General features: G+C 72.1%; 18 protein-coding genes. 14 read left to right on the top strand and 4 right to left on the bottom strand.

From position 1 onward, the window contains the following. Window position 1: 1 nt before the first annotated feature. The 3 genes from NUV38_RS03530 to NUV38_RS03520 all read right to left on the bottom strand — a co-directional run bounded on the left by NUV38_RS03530 (window position 2) and on the right by NUV38_RS03520 (window position 2,682). Complete coding sequence (locus tag NUV38_RS03530; protein WP_257727784.1) at window positions 2-1,261, bottom strand: HNH endonuclease signature motif containing protein; 1,260 nt, start codon at window positions 1,259-1,261, stop codon at window positions 2-4. 72 nt (window positions 1,262-1,333) lie between these two features. Then, window positions 1,334-2,230, bottom strand: coding sequence for a M56 family metallopeptidase (locus NUV38_RS03525; RefSeq protein ID WP_257727783.1), 897 nt, complete (start codon window positions 2,228-2,230; stop codon window positions 1,334-1,336). A gap of 71 nt (window positions 2,231-2,301) precedes the next feature. Further along, the gene (locus NUV38_RS03520; RefSeq protein WP_257727782.1) at window positions 2,302-2,682 is read right to left on the bottom strand and encodes a BlaI/MecI/CopY family transcriptional regulator; all 381 of its coding nucleotides are present in this window, start codon (window positions 2,680-2,682) and stop codon (window positions 2,302-2,304) included. A gap of 113 nt (window positions 2,683-2,795) precedes the next feature. On the opposite strand from NUV38_RS03520, the gene NUV38_RS03515 reads away from it, so the two are divergent. The 12 genes from NUV38_RS03515 to NUV38_RS03460 all read left to right on the top strand — a co-directional run bounded on the left by NUV38_RS03515 (window position 2,796) and on the right by NUV38_RS03460 (window position 20,083). Next, a complete protein-coding gene (locus NUV38_RS03515; protein ID WP_257727781.1) occupies window positions 2,796-4,214 on the top strand; it encodes a cytochrome ubiquinol oxidase subunit I in 1,419 nt (472 codons plus the stop codon). 25 nt (window positions 4,215-4,239) lie between these two features. Continuing rightward, a complete protein-coding gene (gene cydB / locus NUV38_RS03510) occupies window positions 4,240-5,280 on the top strand; it encodes a cytochrome d ubiquinol oxidase subunit II (RefSeq protein WP_257727780.1) in 1,041 nt (346 codons plus the stop codon). A 6-nt stretch (window positions 5,281-5,286) separates the two neighbouring features. Next, the gene (gene cydD / locus NUV38_RS03505) at window positions 5,287-6,951 is read left to right on the top strand and encodes a thiol reductant ABC exporter subunit CydD (RefSeq protein WP_257727779.1); all 1,665 of its coding nucleotides are present in this window, start codon (window positions 5,287-5,289) and stop codon (window positions 6,949-6,951) included. Further along, window positions 6,948-8,588 carry a thiol reductant ABC exporter subunit CydC gene (gene cydC / locus NUV38_RS03500; RefSeq protein ID WP_257727778.1) on the top strand — a complete coding sequence of 547 codons (1,641 nt, stop codon included), beginning with the start codon at window positions 6,948-6,950 and terminating at the stop codon, window positions 8,586-8,588. The genes cydD and cydC overlap by 4 nt, the downstream gene beginning before the upstream one ends. Next, complete coding sequence (gene ftsY / locus NUV38_RS03495) at window positions 8,585-9,760, top strand: signal recognition particle-docking protein FtsY (protein WP_257727777.1); 1,176 nt, start codon at window positions 8,585-8,587, stop codon at window positions 9,758-9,760. The genes cydC and ftsY overlap by 4 nt, the downstream gene beginning before the upstream one ends. Before the next feature lie 155 nt (window positions 9,761-9,915). Then, window positions 9,916-11,184, top strand: coding sequence for an ammonium transporter (locus NUV38_RS03490; protein ID WP_257727776.1), 1,269 nt, complete (start codon window positions 9,916-9,918; stop codon window positions 11,182-11,184). 1 nt (window position 11,185) lies between these two features. Beyond that, the gene (locus tag NUV38_RS03485) at window positions 11,186-11,524 is read left to right on the top strand and encodes a P-II family nitrogen regulator (protein ID WP_055967282.1); all 339 of its coding nucleotides are present in this window, start codon (window positions 11,186-11,188) and stop codon (window positions 11,522-11,524) included. 90 nt (window positions 11,525-11,614) lie between these two features. Beyond that, entirely contained in the window at window positions 11,615-13,894 is a 2,280-nt protein-coding gene (locus tag NUV38_RS03480; RefSeq protein ID WP_257727775.1) for a [protein-PII] uridylyltransferase, read from the top strand. 57 nt (window positions 13,895-13,951) lie between these two features. Beyond that, a complete protein-coding gene (ffh, locus tag NUV38_RS03475) occupies window positions 13,952-15,538 on the top strand; it encodes a signal recognition particle protein (protein ID WP_257727774.1) in 1,587 nt (528 codons plus the stop codon). Window positions 15,539-15,548: 10 nt separating this feature from the next. Then, complete coding sequence (locus tag NUV38_RS03470) at window positions 15,549-16,433, top strand: MBL fold metallo-hydrolase (protein WP_257727773.1); 885 nt, start codon at window positions 15,549-15,551, stop codon at window positions 16,431-16,433. Between the two features lie 9 nt (window positions 16,434-16,442). Further along, on the top strand, window positions 16,443-18,176 hold the full coding sequence (locus NUV38_RS03465; RefSeq protein ID WP_257727772.1) for an ABC transporter ATP-binding protein: 1,734 nt from the start codon (window positions 16,443-16,445) through the stop codon (window positions 18,174-18,176). Continuing rightward, window positions 18,173-20,083, top strand: a complete 1,911-nt coding sequence (locus NUV38_RS03460) for an ABC transporter ATP-binding protein (RefSeq protein ID WP_257727771.1) — start codon at window positions 18,173-18,175, stop codon at window positions 20,081-20,083. Before NUV38_RS03465 ends, NUV38_RS03460 begins: the two co-directional genes overlap by 4 nt. A 7-nt stretch (window positions 20,084-20,090) precedes the next feature. Here the strand turns inward: NUV38_RS03460 and NUV38_RS03455 are convergent, their stop codons facing one another. Next, window positions 20,091-20,450: an ArsC/Spx/MgsR family protein gene (locus NUV38_RS03455; RefSeq protein ID WP_257727770.1), complete on the bottom strand. Its 360-nt coding sequence runs from the start codon at window positions 20,448-20,450 to the stop codon at window positions 20,091-20,093. Between the two features lie 60 nt (window positions 20,451-20,510). Here NUV38_RS03455 and NUV38_RS03450 point away from each other — a divergent pair, with 60 nt between their 5' ends. Continuing rightward, a complete protein-coding gene (locus NUV38_RS03450) occupies window positions 20,511-21,302 on the top strand; it encodes a crotonase/enoyl-CoA hydratase family protein (protein ID WP_257727769.1) in 792 nt (263 codons plus the stop codon). A 190-nt stretch (window positions 21,303-21,492) separates the two neighbouring features. Further along, entirely contained in the window at window positions 21,493-21,969 is a 477-nt protein-coding gene (gene rpsP, locus NUV38_RS03445; protein WP_257727768.1) for a 30S ribosomal protein S16, read from the top strand. The last annotated feature ends 2 nt before the right edge of the window (window positions 21,970-21,971 follow it).

The following is a 21,971-nucleotide window of genomic DNA, read 5'->3' as shown; positions in this document are numbered from 1 at the left end:
CTCAGGCGGCGGGCAGGAGCTCGGGCCACTGCTCGACGGGCAACGGGTCGGGGTCGCGGCGGTACACGTGCCCGGTGCGCGTGGTCCACTCCCAGGATCGTCCGCGGCGCCTGAGTCGGTACAGGCCGGCGGTCTTGAGTCGATGGGCCCGGCGGTGGATCGGGCCGAGGTTCGTGCCGCGCGTGGGTGCGGGCCAGGCGTCGGTGTGGTCGATGTCGCTGCGCGATGCCGGGACGTCGGAGGTCGGGAAGCTCGTCGTGCCGTCGCGGAACCACAGGGCGGTGCGGATCTTCTCGGGCGCGAACCGTCCGAGGTGGGTGGCGTCGAGCAGATGCCCGTGGTCGTCGGTGAGCAGCCTGTAGAAGACCGTGCCGGGCTCCACGGCCTTCTCGCGGACGAGCGCCGCAGGCACGGAGGCCGAGCGGTCGGCCAGCTCACCGGGGGCGTCGGAGATGCCCATGAGCGAGGTGACCGGGACGGTGATGCCGATGACGGTGCTCACGCCGCCGCGGTCGGAGCCGTTGGACTCGGCCTCCGGGTCGGGTGAGCCGAGCAGCAGCCCGGTGAACAGGTCGGCGCAGCGCTGGTCGTGGGTGCGGGGGTCGTCGATCAGGCTGCGGGCCTCGGTGTCGAGGCGTTGGAGGGCGGCGTGGCCGTCGACCTCGGGCACCAGAGCGGAGAGCCAGGCCATGCCGTCCCCGGCGGGGGTGAGCCGCACGTGACGGTCGGCGCGAGCGCGACGGTGCCGCTCCCGAGCGGCACCGGCCTCGAGACGCTCGACCTGGCGGGCGAGCCAGCGGCGGGTCTGGGCGACGGTGTGGTCGGCCGCGTACCGGGCGATGCGCTCGTCGAGGACGGAAGGTGAGTCCGGCTCCGTGAGCCGCTGCACTTGGACGTTGATGATGCTCACGTGGTGCTGGCTGACCGATCCGGCCAGGAACGCCTTCCAGACCTCCGGCAGCCGGCCACGGACCCGGCGGGCCATGGCCAGACGTGCGACCACGGTGCCGGGCGCCACCCCGAGGGCGAGCGAGAGGTCGTGTGCCGCCGCCTGGGCGGCCGTGCGTGCGGCGGAACGCGAGTACTGCTCGCCCACGGCCCGCGCGGACTCCACGTAGTCGAGCATGTCGACCAGCTGCTCGGCCTCGAGCACGTGGAGGGCTCGCCGACGCACCGTCACCCGGTCGATCGCCTCCGCGCCGGTCGCGCGGAAGGGCACGTCCAGCTCGGTGTCGTCGAAGGTGAAGTCCAGCTCGTCCATGTCCTCAACACTAGAGGAGGCATCCGACACCGTGTTCGAAAGAATCGGACGGTCAGCGACGGCACCGCATGGTCACCGCTCGAGCAGCACCTCGACCGCGTGGTACATCCACGGCACCGCGATGAACACGGTCGGGACGACCAGCACCACCGCCGAGATCGCGATCGACGCGATGGCCGACGCTCGGCGTGCCCGGGTCGGCGCCGGGTCGCGCAGTCGCTCGAGCCTCAGGAGCGCGTCGCTGCTCGCGCCGAGCGCGCCGGCCGGGGTGGGGCCTCCGGCGAGGGCCACGATCGCGCGGGCCAGCGGAGGGTCGCCCGTGACCTTGCGCGCCGCGTCGTCGGCCATCAGCTCGACCATCACCTGGCTCTGACGTAGGGGAGCGTCGGTGCGCAGGGGTCGGGGGAACGCGCGGTGCAGCACGCCGAAGGCCTCGAGCACGAGGTCGTGGCGGGTGCGCACGTGCGAGCGCTCGTGCTCGAGCACGGCCTGGAGAGCGTCGTCGTCGAGGGACTCCACGGCTCCGCTGGAGATCACGACGCGGGCGTCGCGCAGGCGAGGGATGCAGTAGGCCACGGGTGTCTGCTCGGTCAGCACTCGCACGGCGGGAAGCGCGCCGTGGGGCTCGCCGAGGAGGTCCACCAGCTCGCGGTGACGGGCGCGCCGGGTCGACGTCTCACGCCAGACCTGCCAGGCCGCCCACCAGAAGCGTGCCCACACCAGGACGCCGATGCCCATCAGCGTCGCGTGGAGGGCGATCCGCCACCAGGTCGGCTCGTCGTCGGTGACGAGCCACAGCGCCGTGGAGAGCGCGGCCCCCGAGATGGCGAGCACGGCGGCGAGCGCCAACGACTGCCAGAGCACGATCCCTGCGGCCGGCGCGAGTCGCGGCCACGCGGCGCGCGACAGGAGGGCGGGCACCGGCAGGGCGAGCGCGAGGCCGATCGCGCCGAGGAGCAGCGGGGTCATGGCGTCGGGGTCATGGCGATGGGGTCATGGCGATGGGGTCACGGTGTGGGCTCAGGGTCGCGGGTGCACGGTCAGCGGCCCGCGTCGATCTCGTCGAGCGCGGCCCGCAGCGCTGCGGCCTCCGCGGGGTCGACGGTGCGGGCGAAGTGGAGCAGGGCGGCGGTGCGATCGCCGGAGCTGTCGAGCGTGGCGTTCAACGCCTCGGCCGTGGCCGCCTCGCGGGAGAGGGCCGCGGTGTAGCGGAAGGCGCGCCCGTCACGCTCGCGGCTCACCATCTCCTTCGTGCCGAGTCGGTCGAGCACCGTCATCACGGTCGTGTAGGCGAGGTCGCGCGTGCCCGACGCCTCCAGTCCGTCCTGCACCTCGCGCACGGTGAGCGGGGACGTGGCGCCCCACAGCACGTCCATGACGGAACGCTCGAGGGAGCCGAGGGAGCGGGATGACTGCGGCATGTGACCTAATCTACTACGCCCGGTAGGAGTTCGGCTTGCCGGTGGACCCCTCGAGGTCCTACGCTCGGTAGTAGTTACTACGGAATGTAGTAGATCAGCGAGCGGAGGCGACCATGGAAGCGCTCGACATCGCACGGTGGCAGTTCGGCATCACGACCGTCTACCACTTCTTCTTCGTGCCGATCACGATCGGGCTCATCTTCCTCGTGGCCATGCTGCAGACCGCCTGGCACCGCACCGGCGACGAGAAGTACCTGAGGCTCACCCGGTTCTACGGCAAGCTCTTCCTCATCAACTTCGCGATGGGCATCGCGACCGGGATCGTCCAGGAGTTCCAGTTCGGCATGAACTGGAGCGACTACTCCCGCTTCGTCGGCGACATCTTCGGCGCCCCCCTCGCGATCGAGGGTCTGCTGGCCTTCTTCCTGGAGTCCACGTTCCTCGGCCTCTGGATCTTCGGCTGGGACCGGCTCAAGCCGGGGCTCCACCTGGCCTGCGTGTGGCTCGCCGCCATCGGCACGGTGCTGTCGGCCTACTTCATCCTCGCCGCGAACTCGTTCATGCAGAACCCGGTCGGCTTCCGGATGAACGAGGAGGTCGGCCGTGCCGAGCTCACCGACTTCTGGGCCGTGATGACCAACAAGGTCGTGCTCGTGACCTTCCCGCACACGATCTTCGCGTGCTTCATGGTCGGCGGTGCCTTCGTGGCCGGCATCGCCCTCTGGCAGATGTTCCGCAAGGACCGCGAGGACGAGCGCGAGACCTGGCGCACCGCCCTGCGACTCGGCGCCGTGGTGCTCCTCGTCTCGGGCGCCGGCACCATGATCTCCGGCGACTTCCAGGGCAAGGTCATGACCGAGGTCCAGCCCATGAAGATGGCCGCCGCCGAGGGCCTCTACGAGGACGAGGCGCCCGCCTCCTTCTCGGTGCTCACCGTCGGCACCCTCGACGGGAGCGAGCCCCTGCTCGAGCTCAAGCTCCCGCACCTGCTGTCCTACCTCGGCACGGGGACCTGGAACGGGGAGATCCGCGGCATCAATTCGCTGCAGGCGGAGTACGAGCAGCTCTACGGGCCCGGCGACTACTCGCCGAACATCCCCGTGACCTACTGGACCTTCAGGGCGATGATCACCTCCGGCGGCCTGGCGATGGTCGGCGGGGCCTGGATGCTCTGGGCGACCCGCCGACGCCGGATGCCCAGCATCGAGACCCGGGAGGGTCGATGGCTGCTGCGCACCGCCGTCGTCCTGCCGTTCCTGCCGCTGCTCGCCAACTCCTTCGGCTGGATCTTCACCGAGATGGGCCGCCAGCCGTGGGTGGTCTTCGGACTCATGCCGACGTCGGCCGGGGTCTCGCCCGGCACCACGACGGCCGAGGTGCTCACGACGCTCATCGGCTTCACCGCCCTGTACGGAGCCCTGGCCGTCGTCGAGGTCAAGCTCCTGCTCACCTACATCCGCAAGGGCCTGCCCGACGCCGACCCGCCGCAGCACGTCGACGACCCGGACGCGCCGCTCGCGTTCGCCTACTGACCACCAGGAACCGGAGGAGACGACCATGGAGCTGACCACCGTCTGGTTCGTGCTCATCGCCGTGCTGTGGATCGGCTACCTCGTGCTCGAGGGATTCGACTTCGGTGTCGGCATGCTGACCGCCGTGCTCGCGCGTGACGAGAAGGAGCGCCGCGTCCTGCTGAACACCATCGGTCCGGTGTGGGACGGCAACGAGGTGTGGCTGCTGGTCGCCGGTGGCGCGACCTTCGCGGCGTTCCCCGAGTGGTACGCCACCTTGTTCAGCGGCTTCTACCTCCCGCTGTTCCTCATCCTCGTCGCGCTCATCCTGCGCATCGTGGCCCTCGAGTACCGCAGCAAGCGGCCCGCGATGATCTGGAAGCGACGCTGCGACCTCGGGATCCTCATCGGGTCCGTCGCGCCGGCGCTGCTGTGGGGCGTGGCCCTCGCCAACATCGTGCGCGGCGTGCCCATCGACGCCGACAAGGAGTTCGTCGGCTCCTTCTTCGACCTGCTCAACCCGTACGCGCTGCTCGGCGGGCTGGTGACCCTCACGGTCTTCCTCGTCCACGGCGCGGTCTTCGTGGGCCTCAAGACCGTCGGCGACATCCGCGACCGCGCCCGGCTGCTCGCGCTGCGCGTCGGCGTGGTCGCCGCAGCGCTGGCCGTGGTGTTCATCGTCTGGACGGCTGCCCGCGACGGCGACCTCGCGGTCTGGATCGCCGGTGGCGTGGCCGCCCTGGCCTTCGTCGCGGCCCTGGCCGCCACGTCGGCGCGACGCGAGGGGTGGGCGTTCATCGGTACGGCGGTGTCGATCGCGGCGCTCACGGTCATGCTCTTCACGGCGCTCTTCCCCGACGTCATGCCGTCGTCGCTCGACCCCGCGTGGAACCTCACCACCACCAACGCGTCGTCGACGCCCTACACGCTCAGGATCATGACCTGGGTGGCGGCGGTCTTCACGCCGATCGTCATCGGCTACCAGGCGTGGTCGTACTGGGTGTTCCGTCGTCGCATCGGCACGCACCACATCCCGGACGACGTGCTCGCGCCCACGCCGGACCTCGAGCCCGGCCGGGAGCGCTGAGCGGCCGTGGGTCCCGTCGATCCCCGCCTCCTGCGCCGGTCGCGTCCGGCGCGGCGCTTCCTCGTCGCCACCGTCGTGCTCGGGTCTGTCGCCGCCGTCGCGGTGGTGGCCCAGGCCTGGCTGGTCTCCGACGTGGTCGTCGGCCTCGTGGAGGGCGAGTCGACCCGTGCGATCGCCACCGTCGCAGGCCTGCTCGCCGCGGTCGTGGCCGCGCGCGGCGTGCTCGCCTGGGCGCAGGCCGCGGCCGGCACCCGAGCCGCCACCTCCGTGAAGGCCGGGCTCCGGCACGACCTCGTCGACGCCGTGCTAGACCAGCGTCGGGTGGGCGCCGCACCGTCGAGTGCGCGCGTCGCCACGTTGCTCGAGACCGGGCTCGACGCGCTCGACGGCTACGTGGCCCGCTTCCTGCCCCAGGTGGTGCTCACGGCCGTCGTGCCCGTGGCCGTGCTCCTGACGCTCGCGGTGGTCGACCCCCTCTCGGCCCTCATCGTCGTGCTCACCCTCCCGCTCGTGGTCACGTTCCTGGTGCTCGTGGGCCTCGTGACGCGCGACCGGCTCGACCACCGGTGGGGTGAGCTGCAGCGTCTCGGGCGGCACTTCTCCGACGTGCTCGCCGGCCTGACGGTGCTGACCGGCTTCGGTCGCGACTCGGCCCGTGGGCTGCGCGAGGTGGGGGAGCGACACCGACGAGCCACGATGGAGTCGCTGCGCACGGCGTTCCTGTCCTCGCTCGTCCTCGAGCTGTTCAGCACCCTGTCGGTGGCGCTCGTCGCCGTCGCCGCCGGGCTGCGACTCGTCGGCGGGGGGCTCGACCTGGGGACCGGACTGCTGGTCATCGTCCTCGCTCCCGAGGCCTACCTTCCGCTGCGCCGGCTCGGCACGCAGTTCCACGACAGCACCCAGGGACTCGCCGCGGCCGACGAGGCGCTCACGCTGCTCGACGGGCCCGGGCCCGCGGCCGACCTGCGGACCGGGCACTTCGTGGTCGACGGGCCGGCGCCCGTCACGGTGCAGGGGCTCGAGGTCGTCCATCCCGGACGTGAGCAGCCGGCCCTCGTGCTGCCGGCCTTCACCCTCCTGCCCGGCGACTTCGTCGCGGTCACCGGACCGTCCGGTTCCGGTAAGTCGACGTTGCTGTCGGTCCTCCTGGGCTTCGCCGCTCCCACGGCCGGCGCCGTGCGGGTGGGTCGGCACCGTCTCGACGAGCTCGACCCAGAAGCGTGGCGCCGTCAGGTCGCCTGGGTCCCGCAGGACCCCCACCTGCTCGCCGGCACCGTCGCCGACAACGTGCGGCTCGGTGACCCCGACGCCGACGACGCGCAGGTGCGCGCGGCCCTCGACGACGCGGGAGCCGACGACCTTTCCGCCGAGCGCCACGTGGGGGAGCAGGGACAGTCCCTGTCCGCCGGTGAGCGGCGCCGGGTGGCGGTGGCACGGGCCCTGCTGCGCATCCGGACGGGCGACGCGTGGCTCCTGCTCATGGACGAGCCGACCGCGGGTCTCGACGCGCACCGCGAGAGCACCGTGCTCGGCACGCTTTGCCGGCTCCAGGAGACCGGTGACGTCACCGTCGTCGTGGTCGCGCACCGCGCCGAGACCGTGGCCGCCGCCTCACGCGAGCTGCGGGTCGAGGTCCCAAGCACCGAGCCTGCGACGGCGGTCCCCTCGTGAACGCGGTGCGCCGGCTCCTCGTCTCGCCCCGCGGGCACCTGGGGCTCGGCGCGAGCCTCGGCGTGGCGGCACAGCTGAGCTCCCTCGGCCTGCTGCTCACCTCCGGATGGCTCGTGGTGCGCGCCGCCGAGCAGCCGCCGGTCCTCTACCTCATCGTCGCCATCACGTCGGTGCGCATGTTCGGCGTGGCCCGGGCGGCGCTGCGCTACGCCGAGCGGCTCCTCACGCACGACGCCGCCCTCGCCCGCGGCATCGACGACCGGGTCCGGGCCTACCGTGCCCTGGCACGCACGATGCCCGCCGCCGGTGCGATGCGCCGTGGTGACGTCGTGCGCACCGTCGTCTCCGACGTCGAGACCGTGCAGGACGGCCTGCTGCGCCTGCGACTGCCGTGGATCTCGGCCGTGGTGGCATCGGCGGTGACCGTGGCGGTGGTGTCCCTCGTCCTCCCGGCCGCCGGTCTGGTGCTGGCGCTGTACGCCGGCGGGGTGCTCCTCGTCGCGCGTGTCCTCGTCCCTCGGCTCGCCGACGGCGGCACGGGGTCGGGGTCGGGCGCAGCGACGTCGGTGGCCGGGAACGTCACCGAGCTGGTGCTGGCCGCACCGGACCTGGTCGCCTACGGGTCCGCGCGGGGACGCGACGCCACCGTGCACGCGGCGGTCGACGCGCTCGCCCTGCAGGACCGTCGACGTGCCTGGGCCGGCGGCGTCGGCTCGCTGGTGGTGCTGCTCGGTGGCGCAGCGTGCGTGCTCGCCACGGCGCTGGTCACGGCCGACGCCGGCCTCGCCGGACCCCTCGTCGGCGTGCTGGTGCTCGCACCCATCGGACTGGTCGACGTGCTCGACGCCGTGGCCGAGGCCGAGCGGCTCCGCCCGCGGGTCGACGCCGCCCGCGTGCGCCTGGCCGCGCTCGAGGCCGCCACGGACCCGATGCCGGCCCCCGCCGCGGACGCAGCGCCCCTGGGCTTCGACCTCGAGCTGCAGGACGTGACGCTCGGCTGGGACCGCGACCTCGTCCGCGGGGTCACGGCCCACGTCGGCGAGGGCGGGGTGCTGGTGGTCACCGGACCGAGCGGAGCCGGCAAGAGCACGCTCGCGGCCACGCTCTCGCGCCTCGTCGAGCCTCGTGCCGGGACGGTGCGCCTGGGCGGTGCGGACCTGCTGGACCTCACGCGGGAGCAGGTGCGCGGCGTCATCGGCTGGATGCAGCAGGACGCCGTGCTGTTCGACACGACCGTGCGCGAGAACCTGCGCGTCGCCGACCCCGGCGTCGGCGACGACCTCGTCTGGCGCACCCTCGGTCGGGTGCGGCTCGCCGACACCGTCGCGTCCTGGCCCCACGGTCTCGACACCGTCCTCGGCGAGGGCGGGGCCGTGCTCTCCGGCGGCGAGCGCCAGCGCATCGCCCTCGCCCGCATGCTCCTCGCCGGGCACCGAGTCCTCGTGCTCGACGAGCCCACCGAGCACCTCGACGCGCCCACCGCCCGGGCCCTGCTCGACGACGTCGACGCCCTCGCGCCCGAGCACACCCTCGTGATCGTGTCCCACGCCCCGGAGGTCGTCGCCCGGTACGACCACCGGCTGGACCTCGGCGCGTCGCTCGCGCCGGTGGAGGGCGCCTCTAGGGTGGGTGGGTGACCACCGAGCTCCTCGTCGCCCTCATCGCCGTCGCCGTCGTCGTCCTCGGCGGTGGCGCCGCCCTCCTCGTCCGCCGCGGACGTTCCGAGCTGCCGCCACCGCGCGACCTCGACGCGATCACCGAGGAGGTCATCGACCACCCGGAGCACCCCGAGCCGCACCTGCCGTCCGAGGACGAGGAGCCGCCGTTCGAGGAGGTGCCCGCCGACGAGAAGGCACCGGCGTCCCCGACCACCACCGTCGAGCGTCCCGAGCCCGCACAGGGTCGGCTCGTGCGGCTGCGTGCCCGGCTCGCCCGCTCCAACAGCTCGCTCGGGCGCGGACTGCTCTCCGTGCTCGGTCGGGCCGACCTCGACGACGCCGCGTGGGAGGAGCTCGAGGACACGCTGCTGGCCGCCGACGTGGGCGTGGGCCCGACGACCGAGCTCGTGGAACGTCTGCGCACCCGGGTCCGGGTGGAGGGCATCACCGACCCCGAAGGCGCCCGCACCGCGCTGCGTGAGGAGCTCATCACCCTCGTCGACCCGACCCTCGACCGCTCCGTGGCCACCACAGGTGCCGACGGAGCCCCCGGCGTGGTGCTCGTGGTCGGCGTCAACGGCACCGGGAAGACCACCACCGTCGGGCGGCTCGCGCGCGTGCTCGTGGCCGAGGACCGCACCGTGGTGCTGGGTGCGGCCGACACCTTCCGTGCCGCCGCCGCCGACCAGCTGAGCACGTGGGGCCAGCGGGTCGGGGTCGAGGTCGTGCGCGGCCCCGAGGGCGGCGACCCGGCCAGCGTCGGCTTCGACACCGTCAAGCGGGGCCTCGAGCTCGGCGCCGACGTCGTGGTCATCGACACGGCCGGACGTCTGCACACCAAGTCCGGTCTCATGGACGAGCTCGGCAAGGTCAAGCGCGTGGCCGAGAAGCAGGCGCCGGTCACCGAGGTGCTGCTCGTCATCGACGCCACCACCGGCCAGAACGGCCTGCGCCAGGCCCAGGTGTTCGGCGAGGTCGTCGACGTCACCGGCGTGGTCCTCACCAAGCTCGACGGCACGGCCAAGGGTGGCATCGTCGTGGCCGTCCAGCGCGAGCTCGGCGTCCCGGTCAAGTTCGTCGGTCTCGGCGAGGGTGCCGACGACCTCGCGCCGTTCGACGCCGCCGAGTTCGTCGACGCCCTGCTCGGCTGATCGGGTAACACGCCCGTAACGTGACCGCCGATCTCGTGACCTGAGCGAAACCTGGCGCTGCCGTAGAGGTAATCGGGGCGTTCCAGAGTGTGACGCAGGCGCTGCCGTGAGGCGCGCCGTCCCACCACGTCACCCCTCAGCCACTCGGAGGTTCCATGGATACCGGCGACACCGCCTGGATCTTGGCCAGCTCGGCGCTGGTCCTGCTCATGACACCCGGACTCGCCTTCTTCTACGGCGGCATGACCCGGGCCAAGAGCGTGCTCAACATGATGATGATGAGCTTCGCCGCCCTCGCGATCGTCCCCGTGCTGTGGGTGCTCTACGGCTACTCGTTCGCGTTCAGCCCCGGAGGCAACGGCTGGCTCGGCGGGTTCGACCGCCTGGGCTTCACCAACATCGGTGTCGAGACCGCCTACGGCACCATCCCCGAGTTCGTCTTCGCCGGCTTCCAGCTGATGTTCGCGATCATCACCGTCGCCCTGATCAGCGGTGCGATCGCCGACCGCGCCAAGTTCTCCGGCTGGGTCGTCTTCGTGGTCGTGTGGGTCACGATCGTCTACTTCCCGGTCGCGCACTGGGTCTTCGACTTCGGTGACGACGGAGGCTGGATCGCCACGCAGCTGGAGGCGGTGGACTTCGCGGGCGGCACCGCCGTGCACATCAACGCCGGTGCGGCCGGACTCGCCCTGGCCCTCGTCCTCGGCAAGCGCACCGGCTGGAAGCGTGACCCGATGCGTCCGCACAACCTGCCGTTCGTGCTGCTCGGCGCCGGCCTGCTGTGGTTCGGCTGGTTCGGCTTCAACGCCGGCTCCGCCGTCGGCGCCAACGGCCTGGCCGGTCTCGCCTTCGTGAACACCGCCGTGGCCACGGGCGCGGCGATCGCCGGGTGGCTCGCCTACGAGTTCGTCAAGGAGAAGAAGGGCACCAGCCTCGGTGCCGCGTCCGGCGCGGTCGCCGGTCTGGTGGCCATCACGCCGGCCGCGGGAGCGCTGTCGCCGTTCGGCTCCATCGTGCTCGGCCTGATCGCCGGCGTCGCCTGTGCGGCCGCCGTGAGCCTCAAGTGGAAGCTGGGCATCGACGACTCGCTCGACGTCGTCGGCGTGCACCTCGTCGGTGGCCTCATCGGCACGGTGCTCATCGGGTTCCTGGCCACCACCTCCACCGGAGGCGGTGCGCCGGTCGACGGACTCTTCTACGGCGGCGACGCCGCGCTGCTGGGCAAGCAGGTCCTCGCAGCGGTCGTCGTCATGGTCTTCTCGTTCGTGCTCACCTACATCATCGGTAAGTTGATCGACGTGACCATCGGCTTCCGGATCGACCCGGACGACGAGGTCGCCGGCATCGACCAGGTCGAGCACCTCGAGTCCGCGTACGACTACACCGGTGGATCCGGTGGTTCGCCCTTCAAGACGGGAGTCTGAGATGAAGCTCGTGACCGCGGTGATCAAGCCGCACAAGTGGGAAGAGGTCCGCGAGGCCCTCGCCGCCGCCGGCGTGGCCGGCATGACCGTGACCGAGGCCAGCGGCTACGGCCAGCAGAAGGGCCACACGGAGGTCTATCGCGGCGCCGAGTACGACGTCACGCTCGTGCCGAAGATCCGGCTCGAGGTCGTGGTCGACGCGGCCGACGTCGAGAGCGTGGTCAGCACGATCACCGGTGCCGCCCAGACCGGCAAGATCGGCGACGGCAAGGTCTGGGTCGTCCCGGTCGACTCGGTGGTGCGGGTACGCACCGGCGAGACCGACGAGGCCGCGCTCTGACCCAGCGCCCGCAGCGGTGCGCACGCAGCCCCCGACCCGCCCGGTCGGGGGCTGCGTCGTGCCTCGCGCCGAGGCGAGGAGACTGAGCCCGTGAGCCACCCCCCGAGCACCGCGGCGCAGCGGCGTCGTCGGGCCGACGACGCCGACCGGTTGCTCGCCGACGTCTTCGCGACCGCCGTCGGTCCCGACCCCTCCGGTCTCGCCGCGGTGGCGGTGGGCGGGTACGGCCGCCGCGAGCTGTCGCCGTCGAGCGACCTCGACGTCGTGCTGCTCCACGACCCGACGGTGCCGGAGAGTCGCGTGCGCGAGGTGGCCGAGGCGCTCTGGTACCCGCTGTGGGGCGCGAAGATCCCGCTCGACCACTCCGTGCGCGACGCCGAGCAGATGCGGGCCACGGCCCGCGACGACCACCGCGCCGCGATGGGGATGCTCGACGCCCGCGCCGTCGCCGGCGACGCGGGCCTGGTGCTGGGCCTGCGGTCCCACGTGCTGGCCGACTGGCGACGCGAGGCGCGCACACGCGTGGAGGAGGTCCGCGCAGGCCGGGAGCAGCGGATCGAGCGGTCCGGGTGGCTGGCGTACGCCGCCGTCCCCGACCTCAAGGAGTCCGGCGGGGGACTGCGCGACGGCGTCGACCTGCGGGCGCTCGTGGCCACCTGGCTCGTCGACGTGCCGCACGCCGAGGTCGAGGAGCTGAGGTCGGCGCTGCTGGACGTGCGCGACGCCGTGCACGCCACCACCGGCCGTCGGACCGATCGGCTGGTCGTCGACGACGTGCCCGCCATCGCCACGTCCGTGGGCATGGATCCCGAGGCACTCGACCTGCACGTGCGTCACCTCGGTCGGCGCATCGCGCACGTGGCCGACGTGACGTGGCGTCGGCTCGACGGCGTGCTCGTGCCGCGCACCAGCCCCCGGCCCCGCCCCGGCGTCCGTCGGGCGGGTCCGGCCGTCGTCCAGGTCGACACCGGCGTCGGCTGGCTCGGTGACGAGATCGTGCTCACGGCCGACGCCGCACCCCGCACCGACCCCGTGGTCGCCCTCAGGGCCGCCGCTGCGGCCGCCAAGGCCGGGCTGCCGCTCGGTGCCGGCACGGCCCAGCGCCTCGCCCGTGACCTCGGCGACCTGCCCGAGCCGTGGCCGGCCCCCGCGACGCGGTCGCTCGTCGACCTGCTCACGGCCGGGCGCGGGCTGGTGCAGGTGTGGGAGGAGCTCGACATCGCCGGCGTCGTCGACCGGTGGCTGCCCGAGTGGGCCGACGTGCGGCTGCGCGGCTCGAGCTCACCGGTGCACCGCTTCACCGTCGACCGGCACAGCGTCGAGACGTGCGTGGTCGCCGCCGGTCTGCGGCGCGACGTCGACCGCCCCGACCTGCTCTCGGTGGCCGCCCTGCTGCACGACATCGGCAAGGGCCGCCCGGGCGACCACAGCGAGGTGGGTGCCCCGATGGCCGAGCAGATCGCCCTCCGGTGGGGCTTCACCGAGGTCGACGCCGACGTGGTCGGACGGCTCGTGCGGTGGCACCTGCTGCTCACCAACGTGGCGACCCGCCGCGACATCGAGGACCCGGCCACCGCGGCGAACGTGGCCGAGATCGTGGGCGACGCCGGCTTCCTCGACCTGCTGCTCGGACTCACGCGCGCCGACGCGGGCTCCACCGGGCCCACGGCCTGGACGGCGTGGCGTCGAGGCCTGGTGGAGGGGCTCGTGGCCAAGACCCGCGACCACCTGGCCGGCGCGGTGCCCGCGGTGACCTCCGACGACTACGAGGGCTGGCCCGCCGACCTGGCCCTGCCCGAGCCCGAGGTGCTGGCCCGCACGGGCGACGGCGTCGTGGAGCTGACGGCCGAGGACCACCAGGGCGGGTCGCTCCTGACGGTGGTCACGGGGGACCGGCCCGGTGTCATGGCCCGCATCGCCGGCGGGCTCGCCCTGCAGGGCCTGGCCATCCGCTCCGTCCGCGTGGTCACGCAGGAGGAGGCGGCCGTCTCGCTCTGGGAGGTCACCCGCGCGGGCGTGCTCGCCAGCGCGGTGCGAGAACGCCTGGTCCCGGTGCTCGAGGGTGAGGCCGCCCTGGAGGACCGGATGACCCTCACCCCCGTCGAGGGGGTCCCTGCGCGGGTGCGGGTCCTGCCCGACTCGTCGGACTCCGCGACGCTGCTCGAGGTGCGCGCCGCCGACCGCCGTGGCCTGGTCTGGACGGTGTGCGACGCCATCGCCCGCAGCGGGTGCTCGATCCGCTCGGCGCACCTGTCCACCTACGGCGACGAGGCGCGTGACGTGTTCTACGTGGTCGACGCGACGGGGGACCCGCTGTCCGGGCCGGCGGCGCAGGAGCTGCGCGCCACCGTCGACGACGCCCTGGTGTGAGCGCCGGGCGGGACTGGGCTGCGTCGGTGCCGCGACCCGCTCGGTAGGCTGGCCGTCATGTTCGACACCCTGCAGGACCGCCTCCAGTCCGCGTTCAAGAACCTGCGCGGCAAGGGGCGTCTCACCGAGGCCGACATCGACGCCACGGCACGCGAGATCCGCCTCGCGCTGCTCGACGCCGACGTCGCCGTGCCCGTCGTGCGTGACTTCGTCGCGCGCGTCAAGGAGCGCGCACTCGGTGCCGAGGTGTCCAAGGCGCTCAACCCCGCCCAGCAGGTCATCAAGATCGTCAACGAGGAGCTCGTCGGCATCCTCGGCGGCGAGACGCGCCGGATCCGGTTCGCCAAGAACCCGCCGACCGTCATCATGCTGGCCGGCCTCCAGGGCGCGGGCAAGACCACCCTGGCGGGCAAGCTGGGTCGCTGGCTGAAGGAGCAGGGCAACAGCCCGATGCTCGTGGCCTGCGACCTCCAGCGCCCCAACGCCGTCAACCAGCTGCAGGTCGTCGGCCAGCAGGCCGGCGTCACGGTCTACGCGCCGGAGGCGGGCAACACCGGCGGGGGCGATGGCGGAGCCGAGGGCACCCGCTCATACGGCGACCCCGTCCAGGTCGCCCGCGACGCGGTGGCCGAGGCCCGACGCACGCTGCACGACGTGGTGGTCGTCGACACCGCCGGACGTCTCGGCATCGACGCCGACCTCATGCAGCAGGCGCGTGACATCCGCGATGCCGTGCAGCCCGACGAGGTGCTGTTCGTCATCGACGCGATGATCGGCCAGGACGCCGTGCAGACCGCCGAGGCCTTCAACGAGGGGGTCGACGTCACCGGCGTCGTCCTGACCAAGCTCGACGGCGACGCGCGCGGTGGCGCAGCGCTCTCGGTGCGTCAGGTCACCGGGCGGCCGATCATGTTCGCGTCGACGGGCGAGAAGCTCACCGACTTCGACGTGTTCCACCCCGACCGCATGGCCGGGCGCATCCTCGACATGGGCGACATGCTCTCGCTCATCGAGCAGGCCGAGAAGGTCTACGACGCCGAGCAGGCCGAGAAGGACGCCGAGCGCATGCTGGGCGGCACCTTCACGCTGCAGGACTTCCTCAAGCAGATGGAGGCCCTGTCGAAGATGGGGTCGATGACCAAGCTCATGGGCCTGCTGCCCGGCATGGGTCAGTTCAAGGACCAGCTGGCCGACTTCGACGACCGCGAGCTCGACAAGATCAAGGCGATCATCCTGTCGATGACGCCGAAGGAGCGCGACGACCCCAAGATCATCGACGGCTCGCGCCGCGCCAGGATCTCCAAGGGCTCGGGCACCACGGTCCAGGACGTCAACCAGCTCGTCACCCGCTTCTTCGACGCGCGCAAGATGATGCAGCAGATGGCCAAGGGCGGTGGCGTCCCCGGCATGGGCGGCGTCCCCGGGATGCCGGGCATGCCCGGCAAGCGCGCCGGCGCGCGGCAGAAGCCCCAGAACAAGGGCAAGAAGAAGGGCAAGCGCGTCTCCGGCAACCCCGCCAAGCGGGCCCAGGCAGCGCAGCCGAAGGACGCCCCCACGACCAACGGAGCCGACGCCTTCGGCTTCGGCAAGCAGGGCGGCGACCAGGACTTCGAGCTGCCGAAGGAGCTGCGGGACCTGCTGTAGGTCCGGCGAGGTGCACCTCCGCCTGCTCGGCACGGGCTCGGCCGACGGCTGGCCGAACGCGTTCTGCCAGTGCGTCTCGTGCGAGGCCCAGCGTGCCTCCGGCGTGCTGCGTGGTCAGACGAGCGCGCTGCTCCGGGTCGACGGCACGGCCGTGCTGCTCGATCCCGGGCCCGAGGTGCTCGCCGCCGCGACGCGCTGCGGTGAGTCGCTCGCCGACGTGCGCGTCGTCCTCGTGACCCATGCCCACGCCGACCACTTCGGGCCGCAGCTGCTGCTGTTCCGGTCCTGGGTGAGCGACGAGCCGCTCGACGTCGTGGGGCCGGCGGCCGTGGTCGAGGAGGCCCGCCGGTGGGTGGCGCCGGACTCGACCGTGCGGTTCCACGCGGTGGACGCGGGTGGGGTGCTCGAGCTCGGTGCGGACCGGCGAGGGGCCGAGGTGCGTGGGGGAGGGGAGACGTTCCGTGTGCAGGTGCTGCCCGCGGCTCACAGCGTGATGGCCCCGGGCGACGCCGTCCTCTACGACGTCACGGGCCCCGACGGTGCACGAGTGCTGTGGGCCTGCGACACCGGACCGTGGGAGACGTCGTGGTTCGAGACGGTCCGCGACGCCGCCTACGACGCGGTGCTGGTGGAGGAGACCTTCGGCGACCGCGCCGATCTCGGGTCGGGACACCTGCACCTCGCCACGCTCGGGTCGCTGCTCGAGCGGCTGCGCGAGGTCGGAGCCGTGACGACGTCGACCGAGGTGGTCGCCGTGCACCTCAGCCACCACAACCCGTCGGAGGACGAGCTGGTGCGACGCCTCGCCGAGCTCGGCGCGCGGCCGGGCAGGGACGGTGAGCGGTGGAGTCGGCCGGTCGCCGGACCGAGGTCCGCCCCAGGAGCTCGGTTGTAACCTGCAACCGTGCTGATCCCCTTGCTGCGCCGGTACCTGGCGCCCTACCGGGGAGCCATCGTGGTCGTGCTGGTCTTCCAGCTGGCGCAGACCGTGGCCAACCTGTACCTCCCGGGTCTGAACGCCGACATCATCGACCGCGGCATCGTCACCGGGGACGTGCCCTTCATCTGGCGCACGGGCGCCACGATGCTCCTCGTCACGGTCCTCCAGGTCGCCGCGACGGTGGTGGCGGTCTACGTCGGGGCGCGGGTGGCCATGGCCCTCGGTCGAGACCTGCGCGCCGCCGTCTTCGACCGCGTCGAGACCTTCGCCGCGCGCGAGATGGCACAGCTCGGCGCGCCGACCCTGATCACGCGGAGCACGAACGACGTCCAGCAGGTGCAGATGCTGGCCTTCATGGGCCTGACGCTGCTCGTGACCGCGCCGATCATGGCCGTCGGGGGCGTGGTCATGGCGCTGCGCCAGGACGTCGAGCTCTCGGCACTCCTCCTCGTGGCGCTGCCGGCGCTGCTGGTCAGCGTGGGCCTGATCATCCGTCGGATGCGGCCCCTCTTCCGCCAGATGCAGGACCGTGTCGACGGCCTCAACGGCGTCATGCGCGAGCAGATCCAGGGCATCCGCGTCATCCGGGCCTTCGTCAAGGAGAAGCACGAGACGCAGCGGTTCGACGACGCCAACCAGGCCTACCTGGACGTCGCGGTGGCCACCGGTCGGCTCATGTCGCTGATGTTCCCCACCGTCATGCTGATCATGAACGTCTCGGTGGTGCTGGCCACGTGGTTCGGCGGCTACCGGATCGCCTCGGGCGACCTGCAGGTCGGCACCCTCACGGCGTTCCAGAACTACCTGATCCAGATCCTCATGGCGGTCATGATGGCCACCTTCATGCTCATGCTGTGGCCAAGGGCGGAGGTGTCGGCCGAGCGCATCACCGAGGTGCTCGAGACCGAGCCCAGCATCGTGGTCGACCCCGACGCCACGCCCGCCCACGTCGTCCGTGGCGAGGTCGAGCTGCGAGGCGCCTCCTACGCCTACCCCGGGGCCGAGGTCGACGTCCTGCGCGACGTGGACCTCGTGGCCCGGCCCGGTGAGACGACCGCGATCATCGGTTCCACCGGCAGCGGCAAGACGACGCTCATGAGCCTCGTGCCGCGTCTGTTCGACGTCATCGGGGGAGCGGTGCTCCTGGACGGTCACGACGTGCGCGACCTCGAGCCGCAGGCCGTCTGGGCCGCCATCGGGCTGGTGCCGCAGCGCGCATTTTTGTTCTCCGGCACCGTCGCCTCCAACCTGCGCTACGGCCGTGACGACGCCACCGACGAGGAGCTCTGGCAGGCGCTGGAGGTGGCGCAGGCCCGTGAGTTCGTCGAGGCCATGCCGGGTGGGCTGCAGGCACAGGTCACCCAGGGCGGCACCAACGTGTCGGGCGGGCAGCGGCAGCGGCTGGCCATCGCCCGCGCCGTGGTCAAGCGACCGCTGGTCTACCTCTTCGACGACTCGTTCTCGGCGCTGGACTACGCCACGGACGCCGCGCTCCGCCGAGCGTTGCGCGCCATCACGCGCGAGTCCGCCGTCATCACCGTGGCGCAACGCGTGAGCACCATCCGCGACGCCGACCGCATCGTGGTGCTCGACCAGGGCACCGTGGTGTCCACCGGCACGCACGCCGAGCTCATGGCCGACTGCGACGTGTACCGCGAGATCGTCCTCTCGCAGCTGACCGAGGAGGAGGCCGCATGAGCGGGCGCGGTCCCGCCTGGGGCGGAGCCATGAACCACGAGAAGGCCAGCGACTTCCGCGGCACCCTCGGGCGCATGGTCCAGCGGCTGCTGTTCCACCGTCGTCTGGTGCAGGCCATCGGGCTGCTCGGCCTGGTGGCCACCGCGCTCTCGGTCGTCGGACCGCGGATCCTCGGTCACGCCACCGACATCGTCTTCAGCGGCTACCTGTCCGACCAGTTCCCGGCGGGCGCCGACAAGGCCGAGGTGGTCGCGGGGCTGGAGGCCCAGGGCGACGACCGGATGGCCGACCTCGTGCGCGGTACCGACCTGCGGCCTGGTGAAGGCATCGACTTCACCTCCTTGGCCTGGGTCCTGGCCGGCGCCCTGGTGCTCTACGTCGTGGCCTCGGTGTTCATGTGGTGGCAGGGACGCCTCACGACCGTCGTCGTGCAGCGCACGGTGGCCGGTCTGCGCGGCGAGGTCGAGGACACCCTCAATCGCCTGCCGCTGGCCAGCGTCGACGCGCACGAGCGTGGTGAGCTGATGTCGCGCACGACCAACGACATCGACAACATCGCGCAGTCGCTGCAGCAGACCATCAGCCAGCTGCTGACCTCGGTCCTGACGGTGGTCGGGACGCTCGCCATGATGCTGTGGATCTCGCCGCTGCTCGCCCTCGTCGCCGTGCTGACGGTCCCCGTGGCCGTGGTCCTCACCCGCGCCATCATGAAGCGCTCCCAGCCCCAGTTCGTCGCCCAGTGGGCGGCGACCGGTGCCCTCAACGGCCACATCGAGGAGGTCTTCACCGGCCACGAGATCGTCAAGGTCTACGGCCGGCAGCAGCAGGCGCGCGAGGAGTTCGACTCCCGCAACGACGCCCTGTTCGGAGCCGCCTTCAAGGCACAGTTCATCTCCGGGGTCATCGCGCCGGTGATGATGTTCGTGTCGAACCTCAACTACGTGCTCGTGGCCGTGATCGGAGCGTTCCGCGTCGCGTCGGGGACGCTCTCCATCGGCGAGGTGCAGGCGTTCATCCAGTACTCGCGCCAGTTCACGCAGCCGCTGACGCAGGTGGCCTCGATGATCAACCTGCTCCAGTCCGGCATGGCCTCGGCCGAACGGGTGCTGGCGCTGCTCGACGAGCCGCACGAGGCGCCCGACTCGCCCGACGCGCCCTTCCCGGACCCGCTGCGTGGCCGGGTGGTCTTCGAGGACGTCAGCTTCTCCTACGGTGACGACCCCCTCATCGAGCACCTCGACCTGGTGGCGGAGCCCGGGCAGACCGTGGCCATCGTCGGTCCCACCGGGGCCGGCAAGACGACGCTCACGAACCTGTTGCTCCGCTTCTACGACCTGGACGACGGGCGCATCACGCTCGACGGCGTGGACATCGCGGCCATGGAGCGGGCTCGGCTCCGGGAGGCGTTCGGCGTGGTGCTGCAGGACGCGTGGCTCTTCCAGGGGAGCATCCGCGACAACATCTCCTACGGTGCGCACCGCGCCACCGAGGAGCAGGTGCAGGCCGCGGCCGAAGCGGCCTACGTCGACCACTTCGTGCGCACGCTCCCCGCCGGGTACGACACGGTCATCGAGGACGAGGGCGGCGGGGTCAGCGCTGGTCAGCGCCAGCTCCTCACCATCGCCCGGGCCTTCCTCGCCGACCCGGCCATCCTGGTGCTCGACGAGGCGACCAGCAGCGTGGACACCCGCACCGAGGCGTTGGTGCAGAAGGCCATGGAGCAGTTGCGGGCGGGCCGCACGTCCTTCGTCATCGCGCACCGGCTCTCGACGATCCGCGACGCCGACCACATCGTGGTGATGGAGTCGGGTCGCATCGTCGAGCAGGGCACGCACGACTCGCTCGTGGGCGCCGGCGGGCCCTACGAGCGGCTCTACGCGGCACAGTTCGCCGGCACGCCGCTCTAGGAGGGAGTCAGCCCTCGCGCAGGAAGGCGTCGGCGCGGCTCTTCGGCCGGCCGATGATGGCCCGGTCGCCGCGGTCCAGCACGGGGCGCTCCATGAGCCGCGGGTGCTCCACGAGCAGGTCCGCGACCTGCTCGGGCGTGGCGTAGGCGGCCGGGTCGAGCCCCTGGTCCTTGAAGAAGGAGTCCTTGCGCACCAGGGCGGCCGGCTCGTCCTCGAGGCGACCCAGCAGGTCGAGCAGGGCGGCCCGGTCGAGCGGCTCCTTGAGGTAGCGCACCTCCTCGACGTGGACCCCGGCCGCCGCAGCCGACTCGAGCGCGTGCCGCGAGGTGGAGCAGGCGGGGTTGTGGAGGATGGTGACGTCGGCCATGCGAGCAGCCTAGCCACGCAGGTCCTCCTGCCGACCTCGACGGATCGCTAGCGTGGGGCCATGTCCTCCGCTGCCGTCCGCTTCGACGTCGACGACGACGTCTGCACCATCACCCTCGACCGACCCGACGTGCGCAACGCCGTCGACGGCCCCATGGCCGCCGAGCTCCTGGCGGCGTTCGAGGCCTTCGAGGCCGACGACGCGCTGGCGGTCGCCGTGCTGCACGGCGAGGGCGGGAGCTTCTGTGCCGGAGCGGACCTGACCTCGGTCGCCGACCCCGACCGTCGTCACGTGCTCGACCCCGACGGGGCCGGCCCGATGGGCCCCACACGGATGGAGCTCACCAAGCCGCTGGTGGCGGCGATCGAGGGACACGCCGTGGCCGGCGGGCTCGAGCTGGCACTGCTCGCCGACCTGCGGGTCGCCGCGGAGGACGCCGTGCTGGGCGTGTTCTGTCGACGCTGGGGTGTTCCCCTCATCGACGGCGGAACGGTGCGGCTCCCGCGGGTGGTGGGGCACGGCCGGGCGATGGACCTCATCCTCACCGGACGCGCCGTCGAGGCGCACGAGGCGCTGCAGATGGGGCTCGTGAACCGTGTCGTGCCCGCGGGGCGCGCCCTCGACGTCGCCCACGAGCTGGCCGAGCAGCTGGCCCGCTTCCCGCAGGAGTGCCTGCGCGTCGATCGAGCGTCGGCGATCGCCCAGTGGGACCTGCCGCTCCTCGAGGCCCTGCGGGCCGAGGGTGCGGGCGGCCTGCCCGTGGTGGCGTCGGAGGCCGTCGCGGGTGCCGAGCGCTTCGTCTCGGGGGCGGGACGGCACGGGTCGTTCGACGATCCGTCGACGTCGACATGAGGCGATCGGGTCGCCCCGTGAGGCGATGTGGTCGATCCGGGTCCCGTCTGGCAGAATGTCGCCTTGTGTCCGACGCGGACGGGACCCTCTCAGCCCGGCCGCATGGGCCCACCAGCTTCGTGCCCGGATCGTGACCCCACCCGGTCCGGCGCGTCACCACACCACAGAGACCTGAGGAGACACCACACTCGTGGCCGTCAAGATTCGCCTGAAGCGCATGGGCAAGATCCGCACCCCGTTCTACCGCATCGTCGTCGCCGACTCGCGCACCAAGCGCGACGGTCGCGTGATCGAGGAGATCGGCACGTACAACCCCAAGACCGAGCCGTCCACGATCCACGTCGTGTCCGAGCGTGCCCAGTACTGGCTCGGCGTCGGCGCCCAGCCGACCGAGGCCGTCGCCGCGATCCTCAAGATCACCGGTGACATCGGTGGCACCAGCACCCTCAAGACGCCGGAGCCGAAGGCCGACAAGGCCGCGCTGTTCGACGCCGCTCTGAAGGAGCTGCACGCCGAGCCCAAGACCGAGGCGACCACCAAGAAGAAGGCCGCCAAGAAGGCTGCGCCGAAGGCCGACGAGGCCAAGGCCGACGACGCCGAGAAGGTCGAGGAGCCCAAGGCTGAGGAGCCGAAGGCCGACGACGCCGCCGAGAGCACCGAGGCCTGAGC

The organism is Aeromicrobium sp. 50.2.37 (assembly GCF_024655735.1).
Taxonomy (GTDB): Bacteria; Actinomycetota; Actinomycetes; order Propionibacteriales; family Nocardioidaceae; genus Aeromicrobium.
Note: the sequence above shows the minus strand (reverse complement) of the source record. Positions and strands in the feature narration are given on the sequence as shown.

Coding starts and splice junctions, on each gene's coding strand:
- cydB (WP_257727780.1), top strand. CDS start 4,240: ATGGAGCTGACCACCGTCTGGTTCGTGCTCATCGCCGTGCTGTGGATC.
- NUV38_RS03525 (WP_257727783.1), bottom strand. CDS start 2,230: ATGACCCCGCTGCTCCTCGGCGCGATCGGCCTCGCGCTCGCCCTGCCG.
- ffh (WP_257727774.1), top strand. CDS start 13,952: ATGTTCGACACCCTGCAGGACCGCCTCCAGTCCGCGTTCAAGAACCTG.
- NUV38_RS03530 (WP_257727784.1), bottom strand. CDS start 1,261: ATGGACGAGCTGGACTTCACCTTCGACGACACCGAGCTGGACGTGCCC.
- NUV38_RS03490 (WP_257727776.1), top strand. CDS start 9,916: ATGGATACCGGCGACACCGCCTGGATCTTGGCCAGCTCGGCGCTGGTC.
- NUV38_RS03455 (WP_257727770.1), bottom strand. CDS start 20,450: ATGGCCGACGTCACCATCCTCCACAACCCCGCCTGCTCCACCTCGCGG.
- NUV38_RS03520 (WP_257727782.1), bottom strand. CDS start 2,682: ATGCCGCAGTCATCCCGCTCCCTCGGCTCCCTCGAGCGTTCCGTCATG.
- NUV38_RS03450 (WP_257727769.1), top strand. CDS start 20,511: ATGTCCTCCGCTGCCGTCCGCTTCGACGTCGACGACGACGTCTGCACC.
- NUV38_RS03460 (WP_257727771.1), top strand. CDS start 18,173: ATGAGCGGGCGCGGTCCCGCCTGGGGCGGAGCCATGAACCACGAGAAG.
- NUV38_RS03485 (WP_055967282.1), top strand. CDS start 11,186: ATGAAGCTCGTGACCGCGGTGATCAAGCCGCACAAGTGGGAAGAGGTC.
- NUV38_RS03515 (WP_257727781.1), top strand. CDS start 2,796: ATGGAAGCGCTCGACATCGCACGGTGGCAGTTCGGCATCACGACCGTC.